A 22,286-nucleotide genomic window follows, 5' to 3' on the forward strand; every position below is an offset into this window, starting at 1 on the left:
TACGATGTGTATAAGAGCCAGCACTACCTCAAGTAGTGATACAACCGAGTCAACATAGTGCAGACAGCCCGGACGGGCTCAATTGGCTTCAGTGGCAACATATTCCAGCAGTAAAGAATAATTTTATCTTCCATCCAAATGCTGACAAAGCTCACCGTATGACCATTCGAATGCTAGATGAGGTGGTGGTCTTATGCGAACAAATTGATGCAGCTCGACAATTTTATCAAGCCCAGAGTTAAGCTGATAACAGCAGTTTCATTCTATTGAGGGCTAATAGCATGTCCACACTTTTTATATTCAAGTTGTACGTTTTAACTTATACCGTAACTGAAAATGGTTGCTAAATGCTGCACTATCTTTGTGAAATTCTGAATATCCTAAGCTCAGTGTTATTGATGCACAAACAGCTAATCATAAGAACAGATAGGCAAGCACAAATTATATTCATAGCGTGCTGAGGACATAAAATATTAGGTATATAAGTGGAAAAGTAAAATTCAATAATGATGACCTTGTTGATTCCGCGAGCGAAAAGGTATCGATAGACTATTTCAATACAGAAAATTTAGACGTACCTATAATAAGTGGCTCAATTTGCTTGAACATGAGATCTAATTTAATACTACTTATGTATTTATTTTTTTAAATCTAGAAGTGTATTTGTATGTGTTCAAAACAACGTTTTCGCTCACAAAATAGTCAATTTTATCTGCCATCGACTTGTCATATTCATGCATATATGTGGCTTGCCTCAAAGCGGTTTAATCATAAACGGAATAGTTTGTAAAATGAATATACAACCACTAGTAGAGCAGTACTTGATTATGACAAGAGAAGTCATGCCCAAAATGTCACGCGAAGCAACAAACAAATGGCCAGTAAAAAACGATCATTGTTTTCAACGCATAGTGCTAGATTCAGTGTGCCAAGGAGTATGGTATGAAAGCATTGAACGCCCTGCATACAAGCACCTAAATTATGCGCAAGCAAAACTTGCGGTCAAACTGTGTGATGAAATCATTGCGGGGAAAGTTAATTTATCTGAATTGAATACACAATCACTCATTTGGCGTGGCAAACGTTGAGCCATTATTAAAAGTAGCGAGGTGTAGCAAATCTTCATGCCAAAACGTACTTCATTAAAAGACGCAAAACGTATTGACGATGCCAGTGATATTGAGGATGTGGTGTCTGATAAACGACAGGGATGGCGAGCCAATGCGGCTACTGCACGTCGCCGTCAGAGGCGCTATAAAAAGCGCCTTGTTGATGAATTAGCAAATTTAACACAAGAAAGCGAGTCTGAGTTTGAGAAATAATACGGTTATAAATAATTAAACCTTACTCTTTGTGCATGCAATACCTTTAATTGAATTCATGCATTTTTACGAAAAAATGTCTTACTTTTTGAAGTTTGAATTGTGTAACGTTCAACTATATTTTACAAACATACATAATTTGTAAGACCTCCCTCAAATATCGTCACCTTTTTGTTTGGTTTTTAGTGTTCATCTTTTGGCATAAATTTTAATTATTCATTGAGTAATCTAAGAGGATGCTGGCCATTCACCATCCCCATAAAAGGAGAATGAACCGAATAACCGACTAAAGCGCGAAGTTCTGGCGAAAGTGTTTTCACCGTCTCTTTATTTAACTCTAGTAAGTAATTCTCCTGCTGCCGCATAAATGCCTCACAGTATTGGTGAGTAACGGCAAGTCTTGCTGATTTAGTAACATTCGCCCCGCCACCGTGCCAAGTCGTTCCAAGGAAAAATATAACAGAACCCGCTGGCATCATCGCTTTAATCACTTTTTCGGATGTCGGACGTTGATGACCATCCCACGTATGACTTTTTGGAAAAACAACAGTGGCACCATTTTCCTCTGTAAAATCGTCAATCGCCCAAATACTGGCTGCACCTAATGGTGGTCTAGGCCTAGATATTTGATAAAATGAATCATCGTAATGATAGGCCTGTTGGTTTTCGTTAGGAAGAATGTTAATCACCTGACTCTGGCTAAGCAGAAAATTAGGTCTGAACATCAGATCCATTAAGCCCAGTATCCTTGGGTGATCTGCCAATTTATCTATACATCGGGTTTTTGCTAAAACATTATATAGTCGTTGTGTGCTTTGTCCCTCAAATTCATTTCGTCCTTTTTGCACCATCAAGGGTAGGCACTCGGCTTTAATTTCATCACACTGTGATTGGGTGAGCAGCCCTTTGATGATGACATAGCCATTAGACATTAAACTTTCGAAATCTTGATTAATCAACGTTGACTTTCGGTCTGCTGATGGTTGTAGTTGTTTAAATTTTTTTGCAAGATCTCTGTCTGAATAGCCTTCAATATTACCTTCGATTTTCATTATAGAAGTGTTCTCTTTAGTTGAGTGGCAAGTTTAATTCATAACATCTTAAATATTTTTTAAAAAACTAGCGTTAGATTTTCGGAATATGTGGAGCCAGAACAATGGGGTCAGATTTAAGATTTAGAATTGAAAACCAAGTGTTCTAATGGTGTTTAAAAGTGGCCAATGTGTGGTTGATAAAGCTGAAGATTAAAGTGCCCACTATCTTGTAATAGTCGTTTGTAATAGTCGTTTGTAATAGTCGTTTGTAATAGTCGTTTTTACTAGCATCCTATCGATTTGTCTCATTAAATTTGATGATAAAATCATAAGCTGACTGCGAATCGTGTTCAAATGTTCTTAGCCTAATATTTTCTTGAATGAATGCATCATAGTTTAAGTTGTGCCCCGTTTCATTCATATTACAGAAACCCATTGACCAGTCGTTAAAGTTTCGTTTTTCTATTGAACCACTCATTATCTTATAAATATCCTTGTGATGTTTATCCATCGTTACTTTACTAAACAATTCAAGAACGCGTTCTTTGTTACCTTCAATAATCTGCATGAAGTTACCTTCTTGATACAATAGCATTCCAGTTATTTCAGATCTTTTGTTGTTTTTTTGACTCACCTGATGAAGTTTCAGAAGTTCATCATTATCCATTAGCTTAACGGCAGAACTTACATACAGCAGATAAAACATGGACAGATTCTCCAGAAATTTAATTATGGCATGCGACAGGGTTTTGCCCAGACTCCTATACATATATCCAATAAAAACAATAATTTCAAAGCAATACATCAAACACATCTAAATTTAACATTCATTTAACATTCATTTAACATTATTTCAATTATCCAGTTATTGCGATAAAACGAGCGAATATTGATAAACTAAACATATCGAAAAATTGAAATTACTGATGAAAGATGGCTACTCTTAATGATGACTGGCTAAGGCTTGCAACACTTTAACCGTGTCTGACATATGGGTATAACCTAGACCAATTTCTCTTGAAATAGATAAGTCTGTTATGGGTTTAAAGTGGATATTGGTATCCTTCACAATAGTGTCAGAAACAGGAATGAAGGCACATCCTAAACCAGCTTTCACAAGGCCTAATGCGTATTCGATAGTCTGTATTTTTGCTCTAGTGTCTATTCTAACATTTGCAATATTCATTTTTTTCTTCAAATAATCCCAGCCCTCACAGGGGCTTCGTTGCACAAAAGCGACATCTTGCAGATCCATAATATTAACTCTCTCAGTCAAACCTAACGCATGATCTAACGGAATGGCCAATTGGTAGTCGTCCTGCCACATAGGCACAAATTTTTCATTATTTAACCGTAAGTCACGGCTAATAATACGTGCTTGGCATGGTTCGTCCTGTGAAACTAATGTTAGCTCTAATGAATCAACTGAACGCGTGAACCGACCTAAAAAATCGCTCATTCGCGCCACGCCTAAGCCTTTTATCAACCCCAACCTAAAAGGTTTTTTTGTGGTGTCTGTTCTAAAAACGTCGCGGATAGATGTTGCTTGTCCCAATAATTGTTTAGCTAAAGGATAAAGCTGCTCACCTGCATGGGTTGCTTGAACTCCCCTAGCATGACGAACGAATAAACGAGTAGATAAACTGTGTTCTAATTGTTTCAACGAGGCTGATATAGAAGGTTGAGCCACAAACTTATTTTTTGAAGCCGCACTTAGACTTCCACTCTCGTAGATAGTCACAAAGTACTCTAACGCACGTAAATCCAAAATCTATACTCTTCTATTTGATATAGGTAAAAACTATAGCAAATAAAGGTTATTAATATTATTCCTTTAGCAAAATAATGCTTATGATTCGTACACTCTGATCTCAGGCCACACAAAAACTGGCTTATAGGTATTTTTTATTAGCAGATTTAAGGCATAACAGCATGATGCAAGATCGTAATATTAAGGTTAAACAACAGATTATCCAGGCGATACAGTCTACTTCTTTACCTATTGTAAATTCTTCATTCACGCCTGCGGAGGTAGGCTTGTCAGATACCCAATTGATAGACCTCTTCGAATCACAAGTTATGAGTCGCCACCTAGACTTTCAGTCACGAGTGATGCAAAAACAAGGTCAAAGTTTTTATACCATAGGCAGTGCAGGCCATGAAGGTAATGCTGCTTGTGGATTGGCTTTTAGACCTAACGATATGGCTTTTTTACATTACAGAAGTGCTGCATTTGTCATTCAGAGATCAAAACAAGTACCTGATCAAACTATTTTGTACGATATGTTGTTGAGTTTTGCTGCGTCCTCTGATGATCCTATTTCTGGTGGTAGACACAAGGTATTAGGCAGTAAAAGCCTATTTATCCCACCTCAAACCAGCACCATTGCCTCACATTTACCTAAAGCCGTTGGAACTGCCTTCAGCATTAGTCTCTCGCGCAAAGTAGCAGTAGATAACGTATTAGAAAAAGATGGAGTTGTGATGTGTAATTTTGGTGATGCCTCATCGAATCACTCCACAGCTCAAGGTGCTATTAACGCTGCTGCTTGGGCTGCGTTTCAATCGGTGCCTATGCCAATCGTATTTATTTGTGAAGATAACGGCATCGGTATCTCTACCGCTACCCCTAAAGGCTGGGTGCAAGCCAATTTTGAGCATAGAGCAGGGCTGCATTATATTCAGTGTGATGGGTTAGATTTACTCGACACCTATCATAAAACTCAACAAGCCGTAGAAATTGCTCGCAAACAACGCAAGCCGGTATTTTTACATATGAAAACTATACGTTTACTCGGCCATGCAGGCTCTGATTCAGAGTTTACTTACCGCAGTAATGAATATATTGAAGATACTGAAGCCCATGATCCTTTGCTGTTTAGTGCCGCTTTATTGTTGAAACACAAATGTCTCGATGGCCAACAAATTATCGATTTATATAATAAAATAGAAGAGTCGGTTAAAGACATCAGTCAACAAGTAATCACTAAACCCAAGTTAACTTGCGCTGAGAAAATCAAACACAGTATTATCCCACCTAAGCTTGATAAGGTTTATCAACACAAGGTATCTGAAGACAAACGCCATGAATTATTCAGCCATGAAAAACATAATCTAGTAAAAAAACAACACCTCGCAAAATTACTTAACTGGACCTTGTTTGATTTAATGGCCGAGCAGCAAAATATTGTGATGTGTGGTGAAGATATTGGTAAAAAAGGCGGTGTATATAACGTCACCAGTAAATTGGCGGACAAGTTTGGGCCACAAAGGATCATTAATACTTTACTGGATGAACAGTCAATTTTGGGTATGGCAATAGGCTTAGCTCACAATGGTTTTTTGCCTATGCCGGAAATTCAGTTTTTAGCTTACGTGCACAACGCTGAAGACCAGATAAGAGGTGAGGCAGCCACGTTGTCATTTTTTTCCAATGGACAGTTTACTAATCCGATGGTGATAAGAGTGGCTGGTTTAGCTTACCAACGTGGTTTTGGTGGGCATTTTCACAACGACAACTCCTTTGCTGTCTTTCGTGATATACCAGGGCTAATCATCGCCTGCCCTTCAAACGGAGCTGATGCAGTTGACATGCTCAGAGAGTCAGTCAGGTTGGCTCAAGAAGAGCAGCGAGTGGTTATTTTTATTGAGCCTATCGCACTGTATATGAAAAAAGATTTACATCAAGAAGGTGATTTACTTTGGACATTTGATTATATTCACCCCAGTGATGCACAACCAATTAAAATTGGGCAACTAGGGTGTTTTGGCAAGGGTCGGGATGTGTGTATTGTTAGTTATGGCAACGGTTACTATTTGAGTCGCCAAGCTGAAAAAATGCTCTATGAGTTAGATATTCATTGTACCGTGATTGATTTACGTTGGCTTGCACCTCTAGATGAAACGGCCATCATTGCGGCTATTGGCGATGTAAAAAATGTGCTGATAGTAGATGAATGTCGCCAAACGGGCTCTATTAGTGAAGCCTTAATCACGTTATTGGTTGAACACGATGTTGATTATTCAAGCCGAAAAGTTGAACGGCTTACCGCTCATGATAGCTTTATCCCGCTTGGCTCAGCGAGTAATGCAGTATTACCTTCTTGCGAGCTTATAGTTGCACAAGTCAAACGCATGGTCGCTAGAAACCCCCAATAATCGACTACATTATTAAGATAACTAAAAGTGGTTCGGAGATGGTTAATTGGCGGCTAAAGCTAATTTAAAGTGAACAAACAACAACAAACCAGAATATTATCTGTTGTCTGCCCATATTTAAATTTTACTTAGATCTGTTTGGTCGCAGTGATTTCATATCCCGAATATAACGTCTGAAATATTGCTTTATGTCTTCTAAGATCAAGTAGTTTAGAGGCACTAAAAACAAAGTAATTAACGTGGCAAACAGAATACCAAACCCTAGACTGATAGCCATAGGGATCAAAAACTGAGCTTGAGTGGACTTTTCAAACAGCAAAGGCATCAAGCCCGCAAAGGTCGTTAGAGAGGTCAGTAACACCGGTCTGAATCGTCGTCCCCCCGATTCAAATACGGCTTGTTTGATTTTCATGCCCTCTTTTCGCTTTCGGTTAGTGTAGTCCACTAATACAAGAGAATCATTCACCACCACACCCGACAACGCTAACATGCCCATAAAACTCAGCAAGGTTAAATCTACTCCCATAATCCAGTGGCCGATCACCGCACCTACCAGGCCAAAAGGTATGACTGACATAACAATCAAGGGTTGCGAGTAAGACTTAAAAGGAATCGCCAGCAATATATAAATCAAAAAGGCAAGTGCAGTGCCACCCAATATCAACCCTTGCTTTGAGTCTTTTTGGTCTCTGGCTTCTCCCGCCATCTCAAAGCTAGTACCAGGATAACCAACAATCTGTAGCTCCAACCAACTCCGCACTTCATCTTGCACCAGTGTCAGATCGCCATTTTGTTTATCAAAATCAGCAGTAACTGAAACAGTTCGTTGTCTGTCGACACGCAAAATTGTATTCGGACTTAAACCTGGAAAGACATTCGCAACCTGCCACAATGAAACTTCTTGATTGGGACCAATACGGATCATCATCTGCTCAAGTGTTTCAATCGATTGACGGGCTTCAAGTGGGTAGCGCACCATCACTCGCACTTCTTCTCGACCTCGCTGCACACGTTGCACTTCGAATCCAAATACAGCTTGCCTCACTTGTTGAGCCACTTGACTTAAATCCAAGCCTAATAATCGTGCTTCTGGTTTGAGTTCAAGTTGCAACTCTTCTTTACCGTCTGACAATGAGTCTTCTATATCCGATACAGCCGCATAATTGGCTAACTGGACTTTTAATCTGTCAGCTAATACAGCCAATGTGTCCGTATCTCGGCCTTTGAGTTCAATATTAAGTGGTGCACCACCCCAACCACCAATCTCAGCACGATAATTAAGTTGTTCTGCACCGGCTACTTGACCGACGAGTTGTCGCCATTCTTTGACAATGTCACCCGTCGTTACTGTTGAATTGCGTTTTTCAGGGGGAACCGTATCTATTCTCACTCTACCCGTCGTTGAGTTGCGTCCGCCACTAATGGAGTAAATGTTACGAATAACCGACTCATTTGTTTCAGGATCAGTATACTTTTCACGTAACGTTTTAGCATGTTCGGTCATCGCGCTAATAATTTTATCAGTACTCTCAAATGCCGTACCAGCAGGCATAACCAATGTGGCGGTCGCCACTTCGCTTTGGACTCGCGGAAAAAAAATAAACTTGGTGTTACCGCTGGCAATGCTTCCAATGATCAGGACTAAACAAGCTAACATAGCTGTCCATGTGGCATACCGCCATCGCATGGCTTGCGCTAGCATAGGCTGGTAAAAACGCTTAATAAAAACCTCTAATGAACGAGCAATGGCTTGCTGGACTTTAGAAAAGCGAGATGACTTACCAGGAACACGAGGTTTGATGTGTTTAAGGTGTGCCGGCAGTATTAATTTTGACTCAATCAAAGAAAATAACAATACCGGAATAATGACTAAAGGTATGGCTGCGTACCAACTGCCGCGGCCGGTCTGAAAAGCTAATGGTAAAAAAGCAGCAGCAGTAGTCAATATGCCAAAAGTAACGGGAATAGCGACTTCTTGAGTACCTTTAATCGCAGCCTGAAGTGGGTCTTCACCGCGTTCCAAATGCGAGTACACATTCTCACCCGTAACAATGGCGTCGTCGACTACGATACCTAACACTAATATGAATGCAAAAAGGCTCATCAAGTTTAGGCTAACGTCAAATAGGGGCATAAATAGAAAAGCCCCCATAAAACTCATAGGTATACCAAGGCAGACCCAAAAAGCAACTGAAGGCCTTAAAAATAGAGCCAATAATCCAATCACTAGTAGGGCGCCTTGCCATGCACTAGTGCTTAAAGTTTGCAGTCGACCTCTGATTGGCTCACTACCATCGCGCCAATAATCCATGCTAAGCCCCTGAGGCAGTCGCGTCTGTTGTTCTAATATAAAATCTTTGACAGCTTGAGTGACTTCAATAATGCTTTCATCACCGGTACGGAAAATTTCAACTTCAACTGCAGACACACCGTTAAAACGGGTACGTAAAGGAGTTTCTTCAAAACCGTCTTTAATAATGGCAATATCACTTAGCTTTATCATGGAGCCATCTTGTGTCGTAATAATAGGGATGTCAGCAAATTCACTGGCACGATATGCTTGGCCTCGACTACGAATAAAAATATCACCACCCTGCGTCTTGAGGTTTCCTGCCGATACGTCTCGAGAATTTTGACGTATTACATCAGCAACCTGTTCTAGCGTCAGGTCAAATTTGCGCAAGGACAACTCTGGGATCTCAATCGAAATTTCAAAAGGCAAAGTATTGCCCACTTCTGCTTGGGATATGGCATCTAAATTAGCGACCTCATCACGAATGTCTTCTGCTAATCTTCGAAGTGTTATCGCGTCATAATCACCGTAAATTACGATACCAATAGCATCTCTTCGTCGCTGAGGAACTTGGATGAGTAGATTTTCAGCATCGACTGGAAAGTTGTTTATACCGTCCACTCTGATTTTTACTTCATCAAGAATTTCGCGGACATCGTAACCTTCCTCAACGTCTATAGTAATTGATGCACTTCCTTCTCGACTTTGGGATGTGATTTGCCGAATACCCTCAAGGTCTTGAACTGCTTCTTCAACTTTTATAGTAATACCTTCCTCTAATTCCTGAGGCGAAGAACCGGATAAAGTCATTGATACTTGCACTTTTCGTTGTTCGAATTCAGGAAAAAGATCAACCGGTATTTGGGTAGATACCACGTACAACCCTGACAACATTATGACAACTAAGAGTAAATTCGCTGCTACATCATTTTTTGCAAACCAAGCAATCATTATTAGTTACTCCTAATTCACGGACACTGAAGCACGTTTCGCATTGCCTTCAGACGATTTTTCTTGCTGATTTTGTGCCTCTACAAATTCACTTTTATTACCCGGTGGCTTGTCAAGCCCCTCACTGAGTGACTTAACTTTAGTTCCTTGAGGAAGATTGGCGGTAGGGGTAAGAATTAGACGATCAGTTGCACGTAAACGGCTTAAATTAGATTCACCAATAGTCGTTTGTGATGAAAAAGACCCGTCATCCGCTAACGCAGAGACAACGACTGATTTAGCATCTGTCCAAAGTGGTGTCACTTTACGCTTTTTTAATAAGCCCTCATCAGCCACGCTTACCACAAAATTTTGCGAAACGGCTCTTCTGGGGATGACGTAAACATCTTTTAATAAACGGCCCTCTATTTTAGCGCTTAGAAACTGACCTATACGGATTGCTGGACGTTGCTCATTTCGAATAAAGGGTTCATTAATTTGAGCCACCACATACAACATTCGAGTTGCCGGATCGAATACCCCTTCGCTTCTCACAATTTCACCTTGCCATTGATAGGTGCGCGACCCAAATTCACCGCTTAATAGAACTTTTGGACGCGCTTGTATTGTGCCATTATCCTCGGGGATCATTAAGTGTTGCAGATCTGCAATTTTCACGGGTAAACGGACTTCAACAACGTCAGTACCATAAATATCAGCTATCGTTTGAGTGGGGTTCACTACTTGACCAATGTCAACCATCTGTTGAAGCACTTTACCATCAAAAGGTGCTCTAATTTGCGTACGCTCGAGGTCTAGCCTAGCGTTTGTGAGGCGAGCTTTAGACGCTTGCAAAGCCGCTTTTGCTGCCGCGACTTGTGGTTTTCGTAATGCCAGAAGCTGTGCTGCATCATTATTAGGACGTTCGTTCCACTCTTGAGCCGCTAAGTCCGCCTGTGCGACTTCTTGTAAATAACGCACTTCTGCATCTGCGACTACCGAGGCAGCAACATCAACGGCGACTCGAAAATTTCGATCATCTAAGTGAACCAACACGTCACCTTGAGAAAACGCCCCACCCGAACGTATATTGGGAGACACCTTTATAACCTTTCCACTCACCTCTGCTGCCAATTGTGTTCTGGTCAGCGACTCAGCAGTTCCGTATGAATCGATCCAGGCGGCAAAATCTTGTTGCTGTAAGGACGCAATCTCAACCACCACGTTGGGTGCCTCACCGCCACCCCATTTTCGCGTTTGAGGTTTACTGCTAAACAATGAAGAAAGCACACCTACTGTTATGGCAATGATGATGATACTGACAATAATGTGTGCAACCCAATGCACTTTCTTGTTGTAAACATTATTGGAATCGTCCTGCTGATCCATTTGGTTCTCCGTCTATCGCATTTAGTAGGTTTATGAAAAAGATGATAAAATTTGAAAACAGCTTGATAAAAAATAAGCTACGCATTCATTATTTTAACCATCATTATCCTCTGATAGTAATGACTATATAAAAATTTGCTAATAGATATCGTAACGAACTGTTACGTGATCAATGGGTTTTTAGACTATTTATTTTAAAACTTCGTCAATTTTTATGACGCTAATAAGTCCGACCTCACACGTAAAGCCTATGAGACCTGAAAATGTTAATCATATGGACCATTAAATATGACCAACATCAATCTAAATGCAGCATCACACTTCATTGACTTTTAAATTAAACATCCGCAAAATTGTTCCATAAATTGCTCAGGTGCTCTTTTCAACCAAAATTTATGGTGTGAAAAACAAGAGATAATCGGGAAGTTAGTGCAACACACAAGTGTTTAAGTTTAAGTCTAACGCTGCCCCCGCAACGGTGATGCTGAATATCAGTTAAGCCCGGAGACCGGCCTGTCAATATGTTACAAATTATAGTGCGGTGGGCGCTAGGAATTGTTCTGAAACCTCGATACTTAAAATTATGTTTATTTAGGTAGAGTTTCGTCGTTCCTATCGTCCTCGCTCCAGAGGCCGACATGTTTCAAGCAAAATACTCTACTTTATTATTCATGTGCTTTTTATTCACGCGCTTTTTTTACCTTACATGTGTAAATGCTAGCGAGCACCCAGAGAAAACGGTTGAGGTGCTGACTGTTTATGACAATACCGCTCTTTTTTCAAGTCATTACCAGATATTAACCCGTGAAGACTTCATTAACACCTCACAAACCCTGTCTGACATATTACAGGCTGTTAATGGCTTGCAGATCCGCCAAATTGGTGGGCTAGGTAATCCTGTTTCAGTTTCTATTCGTGGTTCAAGTAGTAAACAAGTTCAACTATTTATTGACGGTCAACTGGTCAACGATAGTCAATTTGGTGGTTTTGATCTAAACCAAATACCCACGGAACAAATTCAGAGTATTGAAATCAGTAAGAATCAAGCGATAGGAGTAGGCTCTACGCCCATTGGAGGAGTGATTAGAATTAATACCTACAACCCTAACAAAGACAAGTTAAAACTCAGCCTATCTCTTGGCTCATTTAATCATAAACAGCTCAACCTGCTGTATAACAAAGCGTTTCAGTCAAATAACTTATCTGTAGGTGGCAGTTACCTTAAAACTGATAATGATTATGAGTACCCAGTGCCTCAAAGTTTTACCAGCAGTAATGAGTCCAGTATAGAACCTTTGGGTAACAATCAGTTTGAGAAAAAAAATGTCTATTTGAATAATCAGTTGTCATTCGGCGCTCATAAGATCCGTATCACGGCACAATATAATGAACAAGAAAAAGCCCTTCCAAACTACCAAAATAATACGCCAGAAAATGCATCGAGCCTCTCATCAGACACTTGGCGTTTGAGTTATCGTCACAATATATACACTAACCTTAAATGGCTGAACAACGTCGAATTTGAAGCTTATCAAGAAGATAAAGCAGAGCAATATTTAGATGTTTTGGCTGACGTTAAACGCTTAGATGCCAACTATGACACCACAAAAACTCATGCAGACCTGATATCCTTTTTTGTTTTTGATAACAAATACGGTGACACAGCTTTTAGCCCTTTTATAGAGTTAAACAAACAACATTTTGATTCCCTTAGTTTTGATAATAATGGTCAAATAAACTGCAATGGGATCAGTAGCTGCGATGTCATAGCAAAACAAACACAGTGGTTATTTGGGTCTAGGTTTGAGTGGCAGCAAAATAATGGGCCACTATCCGCCTATTCATTACTGACTCAGTTAAACGAAAAGAATCAAAATATCTCGGTGAATCAGCCTGATGCAAAGACATTTAAAAGCGAACACGATCATCAAACTCAAGAATTTGGGGTGGTGTATCGGGGCTCTCAGATAAAAGCCGAATTGATCGCCAGCAACGGCATCCGCACACCCACTTTGTTTGAACTTTTTGGTGATAGAGGCTTATTTAAGGGTAGTGAAAAGTTATTACCTGAACAAGCTAAAACGCTGAGTGTAGGCCTTGCATATAATAGTCAAGTAGCGCAGATGAGCTACTCATTTAATGCCGCGGTTTATCATCAACAATCAGATAATGCCATAGTGGCTATTTTTAATAGCAGTGGTGTGGGTGCCTATAAAAATGTGAGTAACGCCACTCTAAATGGGCTGGAGCTAGAAACAAAATTAACGATATCTCCAGCCCTTAGCCTAAATCTACAAGCTAACATTATCGATAGCCAAACCAACTCTGTAATAAAATCGTTCAATAATAAAAAATTACCCGGTATTTATCACCAACAATACAGTGTGTCGGTTAACTACCAATTTAACCCACAGTGGAAAATTCACATACGTAATACGCTAGACAAAGACTTGTACTTTAATCGCGCCAATATTTTCGAGTCAACGAATGGACAAGCAGGCAAACCTGCGCAACGTCGACTAACAGATATTCAACTCGGCTACACAAGTGGAATTTACGGTCTCAATCTAAATTTGAATAACCTCTTTAGTCAGCAATATCAAGATTTAGCTAACCGTCCAGCTCAAGGGCGAAGTATCCAATTTAAAATCTCAATACAAGGCATATAAATGTTAACACTATTCAAAAAAAACGCGCTTACAGTAGCGCTAATAGGTACCTTATCAATTTTAGGGGGGTGTAGCAGTGATAGTAATGACGCCCCGAAACTATCTGGTAGTAGGTTAGTCACCGTAGCTGAAAATACCACAGTGGTGAGTCAATACACGGCAACTGACGACGAAAATAGGTTAACCTTCGCCATCACTGGCGCTGACCAGCAACTTTTTGTTGTAAACAATACAGGTGCAGTGGAATTTATCAGCGCACCTGATTTTGAGAATGGTGATACTGGTCCTTATAACATAACAGTCACTGTATCAGACGCTCAAGGTTTGACCGACTCTATAGATGTGACTGTGAACGTGGGAGATGTATTAGATACCCCCTCAATGGCGTTGGTTCAAACGATAGCCGCTGACTTTTCAAGTTCACAAGTTGCTTATTTAGACTATGCAGCACAGACGGTTGATGATGGTTTTTATGCTAAGACTCAATCTGACTACACCATCAGTGTGTATCTAAACAATGTGTATCATATTGGTCGCTTTTTTATTGATACCATCAGTAAATATATTGTGCTGAATGCGAGTACTGAAATCTGGTCTTATTCAACTCAAGACGACTTAGACTCAACCACCAGAAATCCTTATACATTAGTGTCTCTCAGTGCAGAAAAAGCGTATTTGATACGTTATGGTTCAGATAAAATCTGGATTGTTAACCCACAAGCTACAGATTTTGATAGTTTCAAAATTGGTGAAATTAACTTAGCAAGCTATGTGCCTGACAACAATACAGCTGGTACACCCAGTCCATCTGCAGCGGTAGTCAATGATGGTAAGTTATTTGTTGTTATGCAGCGCTTAGATGATAATTTTGGCAGCTCTAACGCAGTTTATTTAGCCGTATTTGATACAGTTACCGACAGCGAAATTGAAACCAATACAGATACTAGTGATAGCGTAATGGGTATTCCTTTGCTTGGTTTAAATCCTTTAGAACATAGTGTTAGAGCATTTAAGGATAAGGTGTACATTACGTCTCGCAACTCATTCTCAGCTATTAGCGTAGACCAAAGTTTGATTGAGGAAGTGGATGCGAATGACTTCAGTTTAAGTACGGTATTAAGTGCAGCAGACATCAACGACAATACCACAAAGTACATTCAATCTTCGGCCATCGTCTCTGCACAACAAGGATATTTTTATGCAAACGAAACTTTTTTTGCCCCTTATCGTGAAGAGTCAACATTGTATCAATTCAACCCAAGCACAGGTGAAATCAGTAATGAAACCGTGCTTAATATAGAGACTAATAGCATCGGTTTTATCGACGTCGATGCTGCAGGTTTCTTATGGGTAAGTGTGCTAGAAAATGCAGCACCAGGGGTCGAAATTATTGATACTGAAACCAACTTACCGTTAATCAATCGTTTAGAAACACAATTAAATCCTGGTGTTATTCGTTTTATCGAAGACTTTTAATCTATTCCGCATAGCAGAGTCTCCTTTATTTTGTGGTTCAAGTACTCTAATGCCATAGAGAACAGACACTTCACCATATAAAGGAGGACAAGCTAGAAGCGTTGAATAATGGATAGAAAAAGAACCAGTAACAGGCTATGCATAAGCTAGCCTCTTATTTTGTTATACTTAAATACCTTATTAAACTTATCAATTTTTGACCTGCTGCAAAATTTCAAGTTTGCCTAGACGCGAAGCACATCAATATTATTAATTATGTATTATTCTTAGTTCTTCATTTGTGTGTGGCGACGGCGGCTTCTCTCTCAGCCGTGATCCAGAGGCTCTAACATCAGTCTTTTACCATCACTGTTTACTACTTTTACCTATTGACTGTATTTAACAATTCAATAACGGCTCTTTAAGCACAAAGAGCCGTTATTAGTGTGACTCAAACACTTTGAATCCAAAACTCTGCCAAGTAGTACGGCTTTTTCTAGTTATAACATTATCCATTATCGAAGTTGATTGGTAACCAAATAGCAGGCATAGTGCCCGCGCTATTCACCCCCTACTATTAGTGAGCTAATCTATGACGTCACACCATCCTCTCCCAATTTACCAAAACTTTGTGAATGGCCAATATCTTAGCAATCAAAGTGATGAAACATTTGATGTGATAAATCCTGCCACAGGCAAGGTGATTTATCAGGTTGAAGTGGCTGATGATTTTATTCAAAAACATGCTATCGACAGTGCACAACAGGGCTTTGCCATTTGGTCAAACATGACTGGCATAGAACGCAGCAGAATATTATTAAAAGCGGTAGCCTTATTAAGAGAAAAAAATGATGAGTTAGCTGTAATAGAGGTTGCTGACACAGGTAAACCATGGCAAGAAGCCAGTGTGGTAGATGTTGTATCTGGAACGGATGCGATTGAATTTTTTGCAGGCCTTGCCCCAGCAATTGAAGGTAATCAACAGCAAGTAGGTGAGGATTTTTATTACACTCGACCTGAACCACTTGGCGTATGTGCTGGTATAGGTGCTTGGAATTACCCAATACAAATTGCTTGCTGGAAAGCGGCTCCTGCTCTTGCATGTGGCAACGCGATGATATTTAAACCTTCAGAAGAAACACCACTAGGTGCATTGAAGCTTGCTGAGATTTTCATTCAAGCTGGAGTACCTGAAGGTGTGTTTAACGTTATTCAAGGCGACGGCAAAGTGGGCTCTTGGCTCAGTCATCATCCAGATATTGCTAAAGTCTCTTTTACTGGTGAAGTCGGCACAGGTAAAAAAGTGATGACAGGAGCAGCCACTTCGCTCAAAGAAGTGACAATGGAGCTTGGCGGTAAATCACCATTAATTATCTTTAATGATGCAGATATCGATAATGCTGTATCTGCGGCAATGCTTGGTAATTTTTATACCCAGGGAGAAGTATGTACCAATGCCACACGAGTATTTGTGCAGAAAGACATTTATCCTGTATTCATTGAGAAATTACATCATCGTGTTAAAGCCAACATCATAGCTGGCGACCCCATGCATCCAGATACCAATTTTGGTGCACTTATCTCCAAAAAACATCAAGAATTAGTGCTTAGCTATATTGAAATAGGTAAAGCAGAAGGGGCCACTTTGTTATGTGGAGGAGAAGCGTTACAACCTAAAAGCGCACCCGATGGCTACTTTGTTGCACCTACCGTGTTTACTGATTGTGAAGACAGCATGCGAATTTGTCGCGAAGAAATATTTGGACCTGTAATGGCGGTACTGACGTTTGAAAATGAAGATGAAGTGATTGCACGTGCCAACAATACTCACTTAGGCTTAGCTGCAGGTATATTTACCCAAGATATTAACCGTGCGCATCGCGTAATCCATCAAATTCAAGCAGGTATATGCTGGATCAATAGTTATGGATTATCACCTGTTGAAATGCCTGTTGGTGGTTACAAACAATCAGGAATAGGCCGCGAAAATGGCTTAGCAACACTTAAACAATATACTCAGTTAAAATCGGTGTATGTGGGTTTACAACTTTTAGATAGTCCGTTTTAGAGGCCATTAATGAATATACAAGCAACATATGATTACATCGTTGTAGGCGCAGGTTCTGCAGGCTGCGTAATAGCTAATCGTTTAACCGAAGACCCAAACAGCAGTGTATTGTTGATAGAAACCGGGGGTAGTGACAAAAGCATTTTCATTCAAATGCCCACTGCTTTATCCATTCCAATGAATACTAAAAAATATGCTTGGCAGTTTGAAAGCCAGCCTGAGCCATATTTGAATGACCGCAAAATGCATTGTCCTCGCGGCAAGGTGCTGGGTGGATCATCCTCAATCAATGGCATGGTATATGTACGTGGACATGCAAAAGATTTTGATGAGTGGCAACAAAGCGGTGCCACTGATTGGGATTATTCCCATTGCCTACCCTATTTTAAAAAAGCCGAAAGTTGGGCATTTAAAGCTAATGATTATCGCGCTAAAGAGGGCCCACTTGGAGTTAACAACGGCAATCAAATGCAGAATCCTTTGTATCAAGCTTTTATTGATGCAGGAACCGATGCAGGTTACTTAGCCACTGATGATTATAACGGTGAGCAACAAGAAGGGTTTGGCCCTATGCACATGACTGTCAATAATGGTCGCCGCGCATCAACAGCTAATGCTTATTTACGCCCCGCGATGCAGCGTCCCAACTTAACAGTTATCACTCATGCTGTAGCGCATAAGGTACTGCTCAAAGACAAAACCGCCGTGGGGTTACGTTTTGCTCATAAAAATGATATTCATGAAATCAAAGTCAATAAAGAGGTGATTCTAAGTGCTGGCTCTATTGGCTCTCCACACCTACTTCAACTTTCTGGCATTGGCTCTAAAGCAGTGTTGGATAAAGCAGGTATCGAATGTCTGCATGAGTTAAATGGTGTAGGTGAAAACCTACAAGACCACCTAGAGTTCTATTTTCAATTTAAATGCACCCAACCTATCACTTTAAATGGTGAATTAGACTGGTGGAGTAAACTCAAAATTGGCGTGCGCTGGATTTTAAATAAAGACGGTTTAGGCTCAACAAATCATTTTGAATCATGCGGGTTCATTCGTTCAAAAGCAGGAATTGAATGGCCAGACTTGCAGTATCATTTCTTACCAGCAGCGATGCGTTATGATGGCAAAGAAGCCTTTGCTGGACATGGTTTTCAGGTACATATCGGTCATAACAAACCGAAAAGCCGCGGCAGTGTTAAAATAGTATCTGCTCAACCTGATGTAGCACCGCAGATTAGTTTTAACTATTTGCAACATCAGGATGATATTCAAGGTTTTAGGGACTGCGTAAGATTGACCCGTGAAATTATCAATCAACCTGCTCTTGATGCTTACCGTGGGGAAGAGATCCAACCAGGTATGCACATTGACAGCGATACAGAAATCGATAGTTTTGTCCGTGAATCAGTAGAAAGTGCCTATCACCCAAGCTGTTCATGTAAGATGGGTACAGATGAATTATCTGTGGTTGACCCACAAACAAAAGTACACGGTATTCAAGGCTTACGTGTCGTGGACTCGTCAATATTTCCAACCATTCCCAATGGAAATTTAAACGGTCCAACTATCATGTTAGCTGAACGTGCTGCTGATTTGATTAAAGGACATTATTTACCGCCTGAGACAGTCAAGGTGACTGGAGATACGCAATGGCAAGTGCAACAACGAGCGAACAAACCTAAACGATAATAAGGGCTAAACTATCACATATTTTTCAGTTGTATTTTTGGTTTTACTGTCGGTTTTATTATGACTATTTGGTTATCAGCAGGCATTTTATTCACATTTTTTTGCATCGGCTGCATTTTATTTAAATGGGGAAACATACGCTGTATTGGTGTCACCCCAGTGAGTACCTTTACATTTATCGCCATTTTATTTACATCTGGATTAGATGTAGGGCTGATAATGTTTCCCTTAACCGAGTTTGCTGGCTACGCCGACATTGCCACTAATCCAGAGTATGCGTTTACCAATCCCTTAGCCATCGAATTTGGCTATTGGGCATTTTTGATTTGGGGCTTCTATTTCCTGACTTGTTTTTACTTTTGCATTATTGAGCCTAAAGTTCAGTTTTTTGCTATCCCTATTATCAGGTTTAGTAATAATTTTGTCATAATAGGTACCTGTGCTTTTACTGCTTATTTATTGTTAAGTAATTTACCTTGGTATATACCTCAACTCGCCAATGAAGGTGCGCTCACCGCCAGTCTTTATTTGATCGTGTTGCTAGTGATAACCACAGCAGTGTATTCAAGTACTGACATACGTTATGTTCGATTACTCAGTCTAGGCAGCACTTGGCTGTTCTTTGCTTTGATTGGCTTAACATGGGCAGGAGCATTATTGACAAGCGAAGGAAATACCGGTGAGTTTTTGCAAACCTTTAGTTTATTGAACGGGTACTTTGCAAACATCCATCAGTTTGTGTTGCCGCTTAACGACTATCACGAATTCTATCTATATTGGTGGTTTGCTTGGAGCATCATGATCGGCCAGTTTACCGCAAGGTTTGTAGGAGGCATGCGCACCTACCAAGTATTTTTAGCCATGTTGATATTCCCATCTATACCAATTGCAATATGGTTTGTAGGGTTATATTACTACCACCTTAATGAGTTAAATATTTCGGATTGGCTCAATGGGTTAATGGTGGCAGTGGGCATACTATTTGTGGTCAATTCATTAGATTCATTGATACGCTTATACACCGATAATTTAAATTTGACGATCAAAAGTGTTGGTAAGATACCTTATTTTGCTGGCAACCTTCTAGTATTGTCCGGCTTGACGTTATTGTTCACTTTAGATTTTTTACAAATTCAGTGGGTAGGTGCCGTAGTGATTGGTTTAATGTTCAGTTGTTTACTGTTTATTTTATTGACCCGTTTAAAGATAGTTAACGAAATTAGCGGTAGTCCAGAGCAAAACATCTTGAATTTTTCTGAAATGGAACAGCAAAAGTAGATCGAACACGCGCTGTTTAAAACTGTATGAGTGCCATATATTAAATAAAACTATGGCACTCAATATGTTCGAAAAAATCGTAGTATCCCGGTAAGCAATACTTAAAAATCTATTTCCAGTCATCGCCTGTCACACATCAACTTAGATACAAGATAAAAAATCAAAGCGTTTTGCCCCTGGAAAAAGTGAGAACATTGATAGAAACAAAGGGAAAAATAGTGATTTAGACAAAAGACCTCTTATTATTCCATGTCATCCATTTGTTCTGTTCTGTTTCCCTCATCCAAAATCCTTTGCAGGTCATTCTTCAACAAATTCAAACCCTCTAAACATCACAAGCGGTAAAAAACATTCAATATAAGTTTAAAAAAGCTATAGATTGGAACGTTTAAGATGATCCCAGCACATAGTATTGCTGATAAGGTATTTTTTGGTTCAAGACGAAGTTAAACATTAAAAACTGAGCCAAACATATAAGACAAAATTATTTTCAGCTTTTCAGGGGGTGTTATTCTTATAGCAGAAAAACAGATAGAGAAGACATAAGCACATCTAAACCAGATGGATAATCATGCTAGATTGGGCATAATATTTTAATGTTTGTTTTATCAATTCGATGATTCACTCAACAATTGATACATGATAACGCCTAGTTGTTCGGACAGGTTTTTGTCGACACGTTAAGATGTGAAGATCTAATGCAGTAACCTTCAATAAAAGGCATTAATATGACAACCGCATTATCTAATTGCTACTGTTGGCAACAATCGGGTGCAGCATGTTTTAATGCTTCAAAAAGCATCGCATTTGTTACTGGATCAATGTTCATAAGAAATGTTCATAATAAATGTTTAGCCAGTTTCACATGAGCTTGCCACCCCAATAAAAGCATCAGAATTACAATACCCATAAAGGCTACCTATTCGCATGTCATCCCGTGCCTCAATATTTTCTATATTTATAGCATCAAAGCTACCATCGTGTTCATGAGCCATCAAAACGCTATCGCCACAGTCAGATACTACGAAGTCATGATTTTGCGGGCTCCATGTAAATTAGGACAAGCAACATCTAACACCTGTTCCAACTCAAATTCATCACCATGCATATGATAGATCCCCACTTAGTCAGGTAAAATCGTATTGCCTGAGGTGCTTTCTGCGTCGTCTCTACAAATGCTTGCAAGCAAATATTCACCTCTCGGTTCAGCCACGCCATGTATGTTGACCGTATATGTTAAGCTAGTAGGGTTGCATTCTCCTTGGGTTGCATGACTGGTGGGCACCCAGCCATCGACAACATTAACCACACCGCCAATAGAACCGCTGCCATAAAACAAAGTCGCGGAGCCATACAGCACTTTAATTTGAGTCGCGGTTGAAGCCTCACTAGCAAGTGCATGGTCTGGCCCCACCCGTGAAACATCACTCACATCTAAACCGTTTTGAGGGATCAAAATATGCGGCCCACTTAGATCACCGGCGTACTGGCCACTTTTGCATGAAAATTAGTGTACAAATCTACCCATTTTTCAAGGGTATCGCATAATGTCCCGTTCTGCTGGCGGCGCAGAGCCTCAGTAACAACCACGCTGACTGTTATCGGCGATTCCATTGAAGACATGTGTAATGGAGTCGATACGATATCAATCACCTCAATAGGTGAGCGTTTTAGAATGAATGTCAGGTTGCTCAAATCTGTTTCAGACACGTTTAAATCTTTATGTAAATGCTCAAAACCTGAGGCACTAATGTGCACCTCAGTATTACCCATATTAGAATCAGAAAAAGCAAAACAGCCACTACTATCAGTGCGTGTTTGCATACCTAAAATCAACAATTTGCACCGTGGCATTTGATATGGGTTTGCCGTCTTCTCTGGTAACTATCCCTTCTAAAGACTTGGCTATTGCAGCGCTTGATAATCCAGTACACACCAGCACGGCAAGTTTGGCTAATTTTCTCATTTATACCCTCAATTATTTTTGTGCTAAACACTTTTCAA

General features: G+C 40.0%; 17 protein-coding genes, 1 pseudogene and 1 riboswitch. Of the genes and pseudogenes, 9 read left to right on the top strand and 9 right to left on the bottom strand.

The features are described 5' to 3' along the window. Window positions 1-23 precede the first annotated feature (23 nt). The 3 genes and pseudogenes from QZ562_RS05755 to QZ562_RS05765 all read left to right on the top strand — a co-directional run. Window positions 24-242: pseudogene (locus tag QZ562_RS05755) on the top strand (cobalamin-binding protein); the annotation flags it as partial. Window positions 243-791: 549 nt separating this feature from the next. Continuing rightward, window positions 792-1,088: a hypothetical protein gene (locus QZ562_RS05760; RefSeq protein WP_293757933.1), complete on the top strand. Its 297-nt coding sequence runs from the start codon at window positions 792-794 to the stop codon at window positions 1,086-1,088. Between the two features lie 36 nt (window positions 1,089-1,124). Beyond that, complete coding sequence (locus QZ562_RS05765) at window positions 1,125-1,322, top strand: hypothetical protein (RefSeq protein WP_293757936.1); 198 nt, start codon at window positions 1,125-1,127, stop codon at window positions 1,320-1,322. Window positions 1,323-1,534: 212 nt separating this feature from the next. Here the strand turns inward: QZ562_RS05765 and QZ562_RS05770 are convergent, their stop codons facing one another. From QZ562_RS05770 to QZ562_RS05780, 3 genes are all read right to left on the bottom strand, one after another. Next, window positions 1,535-2,374, bottom strand: a complete 840-nt coding sequence (locus tag QZ562_RS05770; RefSeq protein WP_293757939.1) for a phytanoyl-CoA dioxygenase family protein — start codon at window positions 2,372-2,374, stop codon at window positions 1,535-1,537. A 274-nt stretch (window positions 2,375-2,648) separates the two neighbouring features. Next, window positions 2,649-3,062 (bottom strand): BLUF domain-containing protein, encoded by a 414-nt coding sequence (locus QZ562_RS05775; protein ID WP_293757942.1) that lies wholly within the window; start codon window positions 3,060-3,062, stop codon window positions 2,649-2,651. Window positions 3,063-3,299: 237 nt separating this feature from the next. Next, entirely contained in the window at window positions 3,300-4,124 is an 825-nt protein-coding gene (locus tag QZ562_RS05780; RefSeq protein WP_293757945.1) for a LysR family transcriptional regulator, read from the bottom strand. A 164-nt stretch (window positions 4,125-4,288) separates the two neighbouring features. On the opposite strand from QZ562_RS05780, the gene QZ562_RS05785 reads away from it, so the two are divergent. Further along, window positions 4,289-6,514 carry an alpha-ketoacid dehydrogenase subunit alpha/beta gene (locus tag QZ562_RS05785; protein WP_293757947.1) on the top strand — a complete coding sequence of 742 codons (2,226 nt, stop codon included), beginning with the start codon at window positions 4,289-4,291 and terminating at the stop codon, window positions 6,512-6,514. A gap of 124 nt (window positions 6,515-6,638) precedes the next feature. Here QZ562_RS05785 and QZ562_RS05790 read toward each other — a convergent pair whose 3' ends face one another. Together QZ562_RS05790 and QZ562_RS05795 are read right to left on the bottom strand one after the other, a co-directional pair. After that, entirely contained in the window at window positions 6,639-9,758 is a 3,120-nt protein-coding gene (locus tag QZ562_RS05790; protein ID WP_293757950.1) for an efflux RND transporter permease subunit, read from the bottom strand. A gap of 12 nt (window positions 9,759-9,770) precedes the next feature. Further along, window positions 9,771-11,126, bottom strand: coding sequence for an efflux RND transporter periplasmic adaptor subunit (locus QZ562_RS05795; RefSeq protein WP_293757953.1), 1,356 nt, complete (start codon window positions 11,124-11,126; stop codon window positions 9,771-9,773). A 354-nt stretch (window positions 11,127-11,480) separates the two neighbouring features. Next, a riboswitch (cobalamin riboswitch) is annotated at window positions 11,481-11,658 on the top strand. A 106-nt stretch (window positions 11,659-11,764) separates the two neighbouring features. Here QZ562_RS05795 and QZ562_RS05800 point away from each other — a divergent pair. The 5 genes from QZ562_RS05800 (at window position 11,765) to QZ562_RS05820 (ending at window position 20,282) form a co-directional block, all read left to right on the top strand. Further along, complete coding sequence (locus tag QZ562_RS05800; protein WP_293757956.1) at window positions 11,765-13,795, top strand: TonB-dependent receptor plug domain-containing protein; 2,031 nt, start codon at window positions 11,765-11,767, stop codon at window positions 13,793-13,795. Continuing rightward, complete coding sequence (locus QZ562_RS05805; RefSeq protein ID WP_293757959.1) at window positions 13,796-15,271, top strand: cadherin repeat domain-containing protein; 1,476 nt, start codon at window positions 13,796-13,798, stop codon at window positions 15,269-15,271. It begins immediately after the preceding gene. A 571-nt stretch (window positions 15,272-15,842) separates the two neighbouring features. Next, entirely contained in the window at window positions 15,843-17,318 is a 1,476-nt protein-coding gene (betB, locus tag QZ562_RS05810) for a betaine-aldehyde dehydrogenase (RefSeq protein ID WP_293757961.1), read from the top strand. Window positions 17,319-17,327: 9 nt separating this feature from the next. Then, window positions 17,328-19,004, top strand: a complete 1,677-nt coding sequence (betA, locus tag QZ562_RS05815; protein WP_293757964.1) for a choline dehydrogenase — start codon at window positions 17,328-17,330, stop codon at window positions 19,002-19,004. Between the two features lie 60 nt (window positions 19,005-19,064). Next, on the top strand, window positions 19,065-20,282 hold the full coding sequence (locus tag QZ562_RS05820) for a BCCT family transporter (RefSeq protein WP_363315325.1): 1,218 nt from the start codon (window positions 19,065-19,067) through the stop codon (window positions 20,280-20,282). Window positions 20,283-21,133: 851 nt separating this feature from the next. Here QZ562_RS05820 and QZ562_RS05825 read toward each other — a convergent pair. From QZ562_RS05825 to QZ562_RS05840, 4 genes are all read right to left on the bottom strand, one after another. Next, window positions 21,134-21,277 (bottom strand): hypothetical protein, encoded by a 144-nt coding sequence (locus QZ562_RS05825; RefSeq protein WP_293757967.1) that lies wholly within the window; start codon window positions 21,275-21,277, stop codon window positions 21,134-21,136. A 128-nt stretch (window positions 21,278-21,405) separates the two neighbouring features. Further along, the gene (locus QZ562_RS05830) at window positions 21,406-21,738 is read right to left on the bottom strand and encodes a hypothetical protein (RefSeq protein WP_293757979.1); all 333 of its coding nucleotides are present in this window, start codon (window positions 21,736-21,738) and stop codon (window positions 21,406-21,408) included. Window positions 21,739-21,752: 14 nt separating this feature from the next. Beyond that, a complete protein-coding gene (locus QZ562_RS05835; protein ID WP_293757982.1) occupies window positions 21,753-22,106 on the bottom strand; it encodes a hypothetical protein in 354 nt (117 codons plus the stop codon). Then, a complete protein-coding gene (locus tag QZ562_RS05840; RefSeq protein WP_293757984.1) occupies window positions 22,090-22,248 on the bottom strand; it encodes a hypothetical protein in 159 nt (52 codons plus the stop codon). The genes QZ562_RS05835 and QZ562_RS05840 overlap by 17 nt, the downstream gene beginning before the upstream one ends. Between the last annotated feature and the right edge of the window lie 38 nt (window positions 22,249-22,286).

Source organism: uncultured Paraglaciecola sp., from assembly GCF_913058035.1.
Classification (GTDB): domain Bacteria; phylum Pseudomonadota; class Gammaproteobacteria; order Enterobacterales; family Alteromonadaceae; genus Paraglaciecola.